The organism is Vibrio fujianensis (assembly GCF_002749895.1).
Lineage (GTDB): Bacteria > Pseudomonadota > Gammaproteobacteria > Enterobacterales > Vibrionaceae > Vibrio > Vibrio fujianensis.
On the sequence record NZ_NBUS01000039.1, the window covers coordinates 222902 to 232911 of the forward strand.

At 45.8% G+C, this 10010-nt stretch carries 8 protein-coding genes; 6 read left to right on the plus strand and 2 right to left on the minus strand.

The features are described from left to right. Together uvrD and prlC are read right to left on the minus strand one after the other, a co-directional pair. A partial coding sequence (gene uvrD / locus B7C60_RS05815) for a DNA helicase II (RefSeq protein ID WP_245868659.1) occupies positions 1–1575 on the minus strand: 1575 nt, incomplete at its 3' end. Positions 1576–1693: 118 nt separating this feature from the next. Continuing rightward, complete coding sequence (gene prlC / locus B7C60_RS05820) at positions 1694–3736, minus strand: oligopeptidase A (protein ID WP_099610839.1); 2043 nt, start codon at positions 3734–3736, stop codon at positions 1694–1696. Positions 3737–3898: 162 nt separating this feature from the next. Between prlC and B7C60_RS05825 the strand changes: the two genes are divergently transcribed. From B7C60_RS05825 to B7C60_RS17160, 6 genes are all read left to right on the plus strand, one after another. Continuing rightward, positions 3899–4738, plus strand: coding sequence for a 23S rRNA (adenine(2030)-N(6))-methyltransferase RlmJ (locus B7C60_RS05825; RefSeq protein WP_099610840.1), 840 nt, complete (start codon positions 3899–3901; stop codon positions 4736–4738). A 50-nt stretch (positions 4739–4788) separates the two neighbouring features. Then, entirely contained in the window at positions 4789–6147 is a 1359-nt protein-coding gene (gene gorA / locus B7C60_RS05830; protein ID WP_172953228.1) for a glutathione-disulfide reductase, read from the plus strand. A gap of 167 nt (positions 6148–6314) precedes the next feature. After that, positions 6315–7655: a serine/threonine protein kinase gene (locus B7C60_RS05835; RefSeq protein ID WP_099610842.1), complete on the plus strand. Its 1341-nt coding sequence runs from the start codon at positions 6315–6317 to the stop codon at positions 7653–7655. Next, positions 7652–8707 carry a chromosome partitioning protein ParA gene (locus B7C60_RS05840; protein ID WP_099610843.1) on the plus strand — a complete coding sequence of 352 codons (1056 nt, stop codon included), beginning with the start codon at positions 7652–7654 and terminating at the stop codon, positions 8705–8707. Before B7C60_RS05835 ends, B7C60_RS05840 begins: the two co-directional genes overlap by 4 nt. Continuing rightward, positions 8704–9267, plus strand: a complete 564-nt coding sequence (locus tag B7C60_RS05845; protein ID WP_099610844.1) for an ECF-type sigma factor — start codon at positions 8704–8706, stop codon at positions 9265–9267. The genes B7C60_RS05840 and B7C60_RS05845 overlap by 4 nt, the downstream gene beginning before the upstream one ends. Next, positions 9264–10010, plus strand: a 747-nt coding sequence (locus B7C60_RS17160) for a hypothetical protein (RefSeq protein ID WP_216639306.1), incomplete at its 3' end; no start/stop codon positions are given. The genes B7C60_RS05845 and B7C60_RS17160, both read left to right, overlap by 4 nt.

A 10010-nucleotide genomic window follows, 5' to 3' on the forward strand; every position in this document is an offset into this window, starting at 1 on the left:
TTCTTCCGGTTTTTCAAACTGACGGGTGGCGGTGACGAGCTCTTCTAAGTTTTCAATTCTGGCTTTGGATTTTTCACCTTTTTCTTGCTCATACATGGCATACAAACCGGAGGTTTTGATCACATGATCGGTTTGCATGTGGAGCGGCATTTCTGCACTGTCATCTTCTAGTGCATTAATCAGCTCAACAAAGCGGCCCAAAGCTCCCGCAGCCCGCCCCGTCAGTACTTGCTCATTGAGTAAAGCAAGCGAGGCTTCCCATAAGGTGCAGCCCCGATCCCGCGCAGCAAAACGCACCGTTTCCAAGGTTTTATCACCTAAACCACGGGTGGGGGTATTGATCACTCGCTCAAAGGCCGAATCATCATTTCGGTTGGCCATTAAACGTAAATAACTGAGTGCATCTTTGATCTCTTGCCGTTCGAAGAAACGCATTCCACCATAAATACGATAAGGTAATCCGGCTTGCAGCAACGCTTCTTCCAACACCCGTGATTGAGCGTTATTGCGGTAAAGCATTGCACAGTCATTCAATGCCCCGCCTTTATCCTGCCACTCTTTAATTTTACTCACCACAAACCGCGCTTCATCCAAGTCGTTATAAGCAGAGTAGACAGAAATCGGTTCACCTTCACTGCCATCGGTCCATAACTCTTTGCCCATACGTTCGGTGTTATTGGCGATTAATGCGTTGGATGCTTGCAAAATGGTTTTGGTGGAGCGGTAATTTTGCTCAAGGCGAATGGTATTCACACTCGGAAATTCCAGCGTGAATTTTTCGATATTCTCAATTTTTGCTCCACGCCAACCATAAATGGATTGATCATCATCTCCAACGATCATGACGTGGCAATCCGGGCCCGCCATCATTCGTAGCCATGCATACTGAATGTTGTTGGTGTCTTGAAACTCATCGACCAGTATATGCTTAAAACGCGCTTGGTAATGCTCGCGAATATGCTGTTTATCACGCAGCAGTTCATGCGCTCTGAGTAATATTTCCGCAAAATCAATCAACCCCGCCCGATCACACGCATCTTGGTAGGCGGTATAGAGCTTTAAATAGGTTTGGGTAACGGGATCTCGATAAGCATCAATATGGCGAGGGCGCAGCCCTTCATCTTTTTTACCGTTAATCCACCAGCACACTTGCTTGGCAGGCCACTGCTTTTCATCCAGATTTTGCGCTTTAATCAAGCGGCGCAACAAACGCTGTTGATCTTCTGAATCGAGGATTTGAAAATCTTCCGGTAGCTTAGCATCCAGGTAATGAGCGCGGAGAATACGGTGACAAATGCCATGAAAGGTGCCCGTCCACATGCCCGACGCACTGCCCATCATCAGCGCTTCGATGCGCCCGCGCATTTCTGCCGCCGCTTTATTGGTAAAGGTCACCGACATAATCGAAAAGGGAGAGGCACGCTCCACCGAGATTAACCAAGCGATACGATGCACCAGTACCCGAGTTTTACCACTCCCCGCCCCCGCGAGAATAAGCAGATTTTCAAGTGGCGCGGCAACCGCTTCACGCTGTTTATCATTGAGACCGTCGAGTAAAAGAGAAGGATCCATCATGGCTAGGCTACTGGTTATTTATACATATTTTGCACGATTATACTCTTAAACGAAGGGATAACCAAATGACAAGAAAGGGGAGCGCTATGGCTCCCCTTGTAAGGTTTTTCCGCGTGAATTATGCGACAATTCCGGCGTGACGCAACATGGCATCAATTTGTGGTTCACGGCCACGGAAGCGTTTAAACAGTTCCATCGGCTCCTCACTGCCACCCATCTCTAGGATGTGATTTAAAAAGCTCTGCCCGGTTTCCGCATTAAAAATACCCTCTTCTTCAAAACGAGAGAAAGCATCCGCCGATAACACTTCTGCCCATAAATAGCTGTAATACCCTGCGCTATAACCACCGGCAAAAATATGGCTAAAGCTGTGGGAGAATCGGTTCCACTCTAGGCTTGGCAATACGGAAACTTTCTTTTTCACTTCCGCTAATGTTTCCAGCACTTTCGGGCCGATTTCAGGATCATACGTGGTATGCAGGGTGAAATCGAACAAGCCGAATTCTAACTGACGCAAAATAAACATCGCAGATTGGAAGTTTTTCGCGGCTAACATTTTATCCAGCATCGCTTTAGGTAACGGCTCTCCGGTTTGGTAATGGCCCGAGATAAAGGCTAGCGCCTCTTCTTCCCAACACCAATTTTCTAGAAACTGGCTAGGCAGCTCGACGGCATCCCACGGTACACCATTAATGCCTGACACCGCGCCCACATCGACTTGCGTTAACATATGGTGAATACCATGTCCAAATTCGTGGAATAGTGTCACCACTTCATCATGGGTAAACAGGGCCGGTTTATCCCCGACTGGCCGGTTAAAGTTACAGGTGAGATAAGCCACCGATGTTTGCAGTTCACCACTGAGGGTGATACGACGGCCACGACAATCATCCATCCATGCGCCGCCACGTTTATGCTCACGAGCGTATAAGTCGAGATAAAAACTGCCCCGCAAGCGATCTTGACCATCAAAAATATCAAAAAAGCGCACCGATGGATGCCAAGTATCCACCCCTTCACGCTCTTGCACACGCATACCAAATACGCGCTGCAACACTTCAAATAGGCCGCTGACCACTTTAGCTTCTGGGAAATAAGGGCGCAGCTCTTCATCAGAAATATCAAATAGATGCTGTTTTTGTTTCTCGCTGTAATAAGCAATGTCCCACAGCTCAAGCTCAGTTACGCCATACTCTTGCTCAGCAAACTGACGCAGTTCTTCCACTTCGCGCTCTCCTTGCGGCTTAGCTTTGCTCGCTAAGTCATTGAGAAAACTGAGGACTTGATCCGGCGTTTCTGCCATTTTGGTGGCCAGAGATTTTTCGCTGTAAGTGCTAAAGCCAAGCATTTTTGCAATTTCATAACGCAGCTTGAGCTTCTCAGCGATGATTTCACTGTTGTCCCATTTCCCTGCGTTCGGGCCGCGGTCAGAAGCACGAGTCACATACGCTTGATATAACTCTTTGCGTAATGCTTGGTTATCACAATACGTCATGACCGGGAGATAAGATGGCATATCCAAAGTTAACAGATATCCCTCAAGCCCTTTGGCCTCTGCCGCCGCTTGCGCCGCCGCTAATGCCGATTCAGGCATACCGGCCAACAGCTCAGCATCAGTAATATGTTTCGTCCAGCCCATGGTCGCATCCAACACATTATTGGAAAACTTGGAACTAAGTTCCGACATTCGCTTGCTAATTTCACCATAACGTTTTTGCTCGGCAGCAGGCAGACCAATACCGGATAACTCAAAATCACGCAGTCCATCGGTAATGGTTTTTTGTTGCGCTCGGCTCAACTGGCTGAACTCAGGGCTGGCTTTAATCGCTTTATAAGCGTCGAATAGGCCTTTGTGTTGCCCAACCCATGTGCCATATTCTGACAGCAGTGGTAGACAACTTTCATACGCGTCGCGCAATTCGTCACTATTTAGCACCGAATTCATGTGGCTAATCGGCGACCAAAGACGACTTAAACGATCATCCACTTCTTCAATCGGAGCGATCACACTCTCCCAAGTGGGTTGACGATTATCTTGCAACACCTGTTCGATTTGAGTGCGGCAATCTTCAATCGCTTTCTCAACCGCTGGCTTTACATGCTCGGGCTTAATGGCAGAAAACGGGGGTAAATCCGTAAAGGTGAGAAGTGGATTAGACATAAAACATTCCTTTTGAGTGACTAAGGTCTGTTGACCCTAGATATTTTGCAGCGATGAAATAGTAAATATAGGTAGGTTCAGCAAATTTCAATAGTGGCGTATAATCAGTCAACATTTTTGATTCACAACCGACGCTCAATTTGAGTGTTTTGAGGGTTTATTTTGCTAAGTTATCGTCACAGCTTTCATGCTGGCAACCATGCCGATGTATTAAAACATATTGTGCAAAGCCTTATCCTCAATGCCTTGCAGCAAAAAGACAAGCCTTTTGTCTACCATGATACCCACTCTGGAGTTGGCCGTTATGACCTAACCCACGAATGGTCAGAAAAAACCGGTGAATATAAACAAGGCATTGCGCGCATTTGGCAACAAAATGTAACGCCTTATGCCATTGAAAGTTACTTGGACGCCATCAGAGCGCTTAATAATGGCGATACACTACGCTATTACCCAGGTTCACCGCGTGTGGCACGTGCTCACTTGCGCCCACAAGACCGCATGGTATTGACGGAACTACACCCAAGTGACTATCCATTGCTTGAACAAGAGTTTCAGCGTGATCGCCAAGTTTCTATTTATAAAGAAGATGGTTTCGCCCGCTTAAAAGCCAGTTTACCCCCTAAAGAACGCCGCGGTTTAGTGCTGATCGATCCCCCATATGAACTGGCTAAAGAGTATCGTGATGTGGTGCGAGCCATCGCGCAAAGCCATAAACGTTGGTCAACGGGTATTTATGCGATTTGGTATCCGGTGGTTAATCGTTGTGATATTGATGACATGTTAGAGGGCTTAGCCAACCTTGGTATTCGTAAAATTTTGCAAATTGAACTGGGTGTCGCTCCAGATAACAATGAACGTGGTATGACCGCTTCCGGAATGATAGTAATTAACCCGCCATGGAAATTGGAAAGTGAAATGCAAGAAATACTACCGTTTCTCAAACAGGCCATCGCACCGGTAACGGGACATTTTAAAGTGGAGTGGGTTGTTCCAGAATAAACTGACCCAATCTATTCAAGTAGCACTCAAAAAGAATAATGGAGAAAGTAATGACCACACATTTTGATTATATCTGTATTGGTGGCGGTAGTGGCGGTATCGCTTCGGCGAACCGCGCGGCCATGTATGGCGCTAAAGTCGCATTGATTGAAGCTAAAGATCTCGGCGGCACTTGTGTTAACGTCGGTTGTGTACCGAAAAAAGTGATGTGGCATGGCGCTCAAATTGCCGAAGCACTCCATCTTTACGCCAAAGATTACGGCTTTGATGTGAACGTAAAAGGCTTAGACTGGTCGACACTGATCAAAAACCGTCAAGCGTACATTGGCCGTATTCATCAATCCTATGACCGCGTATTAGGTAACAACAAAATAAACGTGATTCGTGGTTTTGCTCGTTTCGTTGATGAAAAAACCGTTGAAGTGAATGGCAAACAGTACACGGCCGATCATATTTTAATCGCTGTGGGTGGTCGCCCGAGCATTCCAACCATTCCCGGTGCCGAATACGGTATCGACTCAAACGGTTTCTTTGAATTAACCGAGCAACCTAAGCGTGTGGCCGTCGTCGGTGCTGGCTATATTGCGGTCGAGATCGCTGGCGTTCTACATGCGTTGGGAACCGAAACCCACCTTTTTGTACGAAAAGAGTCCCCGCTGCGCAGCTTTGACCCGATGTTGATCGACACCTTAACCGAAGTGATGAAAAACGAAGGCCCAACCCTGCATACGCATTCCATACCGAAAGAAGTGGTCAAAGAAGCCGATGGTAGCCTTACGCTGCACTTAGAAAATGGTGATAGCCAAAATGTCGATACCCTGATTTGGGCGATTGGTCGCCACCCCGCAACCGATCAAATTAACCTAGCCGCAACCGGTGTTGAAACCACAGAACAAGGTTATATCAAAGTCGATCAATACCAAAACACTAATGTGCCAGGCATTTACTGCGTGGGCGATATTATGCAAGGCGGTATAGAACTCACCCCCGTGGCGGTCAAAGCGGGACGCCAACTCTCTGAACGCCTATTTAACAACAAGCCCGAAGCGAAAATGGATTACGATTTAGTCCCGACAGTGGTGTTTAGCCACCCGCCGATTGGCACCATCGGCTTAAGTGAACCCGATGCCATAGCTAAATATGGCGAAGAACAGGTCAAAGTGTATACCTCTAGCTTTACGGCCATGTACACCGCCGTCACGTCACATCGCCAACCTTGTAAAATGAAACTGGTGTGTGCAGGCCCAGAAGAAACCGTGGTAGGCTTACACGGCATTGGTTATACCGTCGACGAAATGATCCAAGGGTTTGCCGTGGCCATGAAAATGGGCGCAACTAAAGCTGACTTTGATTCTGTTGTCGCCATTCATCCAACCGGCAGTGAGGAATTTGTGACTATGCGAGGTTAATCAATAACTTATCCTTATAATAGCGAGCCACTTAACTGGCCCGCTATTTTTCTGTGTCTAACCCAATAAAACGACAGCGGTGTTAGCCATATTCAGTATCGAATTGATTGCGCTATCATTCCTCAAAATGCCTTAGCGTATCTCATGACCCAAAAATAAAACACAAAGTGCATACGACTTCATCAATCACTCAGTATTTTTATCACTATCTTGACCTTCCTGAAAGAGAACAAGATCAATGGCTTAAGCAACTAAAAATAAATGATGAACCAGGCTATCAAGCCCTGCGTGCATTAGTGGCGTCATCAAACCAACAAGATTTCTCCTTAAGCCAAGTCTTAGCAACACATGCAGTAACGTGGCATCAAGCCACTCCAAATTATACTGGCCAGCAAATTGATAAATACCAATTAACGCAAGAAATTGGCCGAGGAGGAATGGGAGTTGTGTATGCCGCTCACCGTGCAGATAACACGTTTGAGCAACAGTTAGCGATCAAATTTATCCAACCAGAAATGAGCCAGTTATTAGGCCATCGAGCACTGTTTGCCGAAGCACAGTTACTCGCTAAACTGGATCACCCAGCGATAGCTAAAGTTTTTGACGGGGGCGTATACAATGACCAAGTGTATATTGTGATGGAACGGATTGATGGTCTGCCTCTAGATCAACACCTTCAACAACATCATTTAAGCCTACAACAACGCCTAAAGCTGTTTAACGATCTCTGCCGTGCCGTGGAACATGCTCATCATCATCAAATTTTACATGCAGACCTTAAACCCGAAAATATTTTAGTCACTCGCCACCATCAAGTTAAACTGATCGACTTTAACTTGACTCAAAAATTACAACATAGCCACAAGAAGGATGAAAACTTCGCCTTCAAAGCATTGAGTGTCGAGTATGCAAGCCCAGAACAAAAACGAGGCGATTATTTAACTCAACAAAGTGATCTCTATTCATTAGGAAAAGTATTAGCACACTTACTGACCGGACAAGCGATTGGTCAAGAACTGCCATTCGTCATTCATAAAGCCACGGCAGATGATATCTGTGCGCGATATTCTAACGTCGGAGAACTTAGACAAGATATTGAGGCGCTACTGACTCACCGTCCCATTAAGCAAAAAGCCACTGAGCCATTCTATATTATGCGCTGCTTTGCTAAGCGTCGCCCTATGGTCAGTTTACTTAGCTTATCGTTAATGGTTATGGGACTCGTGTTTACTTATACTTTGCTGGAAAAAAATCGTCAGTTAGAGCAAGAGCAGCGCGTCACGGAACAGATGTTATTACAATTAACTCAACTAATGTATCATACCCAAAATGGTCAAGCTGAAACCTTAAGTGTACAAGGGATGTTAGACATCACTCGCCGACAGCTATTGACCAACCCCGAGATACCACATCATATCAAACAAAAATTATTGACGGCCTTAATGACCCCAACACCTGATAAACAAAAATTAACCTTAAATTGTCGTACCGTGAATTGTTCATCATGACACATTATATGCTATCGCTTAATCATTCTGTATACATCGCTTTACTACTAGCGCTGACAGCATCGCTGCACAATCAGGCCTATGCCAGTCAAGCTAATGAATCCGCTTTACCTAATCTCTTCTCATCAACCGTCATTTATCAATCTCAGGGGGAGAAGCTGGTCAATACGATCATAAAAAAGCGCGATTGGCGTGGTAAATTATGCTTACAAGATCTTGATCGCCAAACTCATCCCGGTTACCAGCCTCCTATTGGGCGCATTATTTTTTCCATTCATGAGCACGGTATAACTCAATATCCGTCTCCCGGTGATTATTTTCAAAACTGCTCTCTAGACGTACGTCAGTCGATCAGCACACCATTTACCGAACCATTACAGCCTTTCGAAAATCACCAAGGGTTATTGGGTTGCGCTCTGACCGGCTGTACTGTTAATGATCTCAGCGGTTTTTATATTGAAAATCATGACGATGAGGGAGACTGGAAATATCGCACAATTGCACTGAGCTTTGATCCTGAAGCACAGCTTTTGATCGAAAAAATTCAAGGATTAGGTCGTAATGAACATGTTTCACACCTTAACCAAGAGCAAACGTTAGCCTTTACTTATCCATTAGATAAGGGCGATAAAATCGATTTCTCTGGCATTTGGCGACAAACCCTTTACCAAGCACAAACGATGCAATACCGTTGCTTGTTGATCACACCGCAAGCCATCCGGCTCGGACCAACTGGTCAACATGAGTGCCCTACACAAGAAACGCTTTATCGTATAGATATTTCAGACCAGTTTCGCGCGATGTGGTGGCGTGATAACCCAGAACCTTATGCGCAACTAGCCCAACTCAATACCACGGTGACCTGGTATGACCCAGACTTAGGTCGCCAGTGGGTTAGTTGGGAGTATCAACCGGCTGGAAAAAATTGGGATCTCGGTGTGCTTTACCGCTTTCAACAACAAAAGTTTTTGGATAATGCTGGGATGGAAAGATTGCGCCTCTTACACGCGAGTGAATTCGTTAAACAACATGATAGTCAGCTAAAATCATGAATTCTTTCACACACATTTTATGCCGTTGGCAACAAGGTGATAAAGAGGCAGAAGCACAACTTTATCAGTTAGCTTATCAGCAACTGCGCCAAATCGCCGCACAAGAACGCCGCAAAAATATAGCCAAATATGGTGATCATGCCATCCAAGAAGATCATCTACATAATACAACCGCACTGGTACACGATGCATATATCAAACTCGCACAAGCCAATTTACAAGATATTCAACATCAGCGTGAATTTTTATTGCTGGCAGCCAAAGTGATGCAACAAATATTGATTGATCACGCTCGCGCTGCACAAGCAAAAAAAAGGCAAGCAACCATGTCGTATTCCGTACCCCATCCACTTCATTTCGAACAACTGGTACTGCTGGACAAAACGCTGGATCACTTTACTATTCGCTACCCAAGACAATCGAACGCTTTAAAGTTGAAATATTTTATTGGAATGAAAACACTTGAAATCAGCCAGTTACTCGAATGTAGCGCTAGCTTAATTGAAAAAGATCTCAAGTTTGCTCACAGCTGGTTACAAATGCGGATGAGTGATCAATGAAGTATCGAGCCACGCTGATCGTGCTGGGGCTATTGATGTTGGTTGGTTGGCAATGGCCTCACGACACTCTCCAAGCTGATCCTCTTGCACTATCAAGGATGAATCAAACAAAGCACACAAAGCTCGCGGGTGAGTCGTGGAAACGCTTACCGAACCGTGATCGCAGTCACTCAACTAACCACACCCATCAGGACGTAGACTCTACTCTAGACGTAGACTCTACTCTAAATAAAACAAATCAACGCCTTCAGACCATCAATCAAGACTCGCTAGCGACAAGCGAAGAATGGCCTCTTTCGACCTTGTACGCAGCACCAGATACTGGCGTACCCCAAAGGCCGCCGCACTTAAAAACCCAAGCGAAAACCAATCATCCTCCTTATGTTGATCCACGGTACTATCAACAATTGCAGCAAGAGTTGGCGAGCTGGATCTTACAAGAAGGGACAATGGTAAACTATTCGATTGCTGTCGATGGACTATTTATTGATCCGGAAGGTGACTCCTTGAGCTATCGGGTAGAATTCAACAGCCAAGCGCTCAAACTCTTCTTTTCCAATCAACTGACGATATCTGGCTCACCAGACCGTCAAGAAAACCCGCTCATGCTCACTATCTTAGCGACAGACAACCGCGATGAATTAGACTCGGAAGAGCATCGCTGGGTCGCAGCTCACTTTCAGTTATCCGATGTCAAACCGCTTCCTGCCATAAGCGAACAACTACTCAACCAACCTCTATAC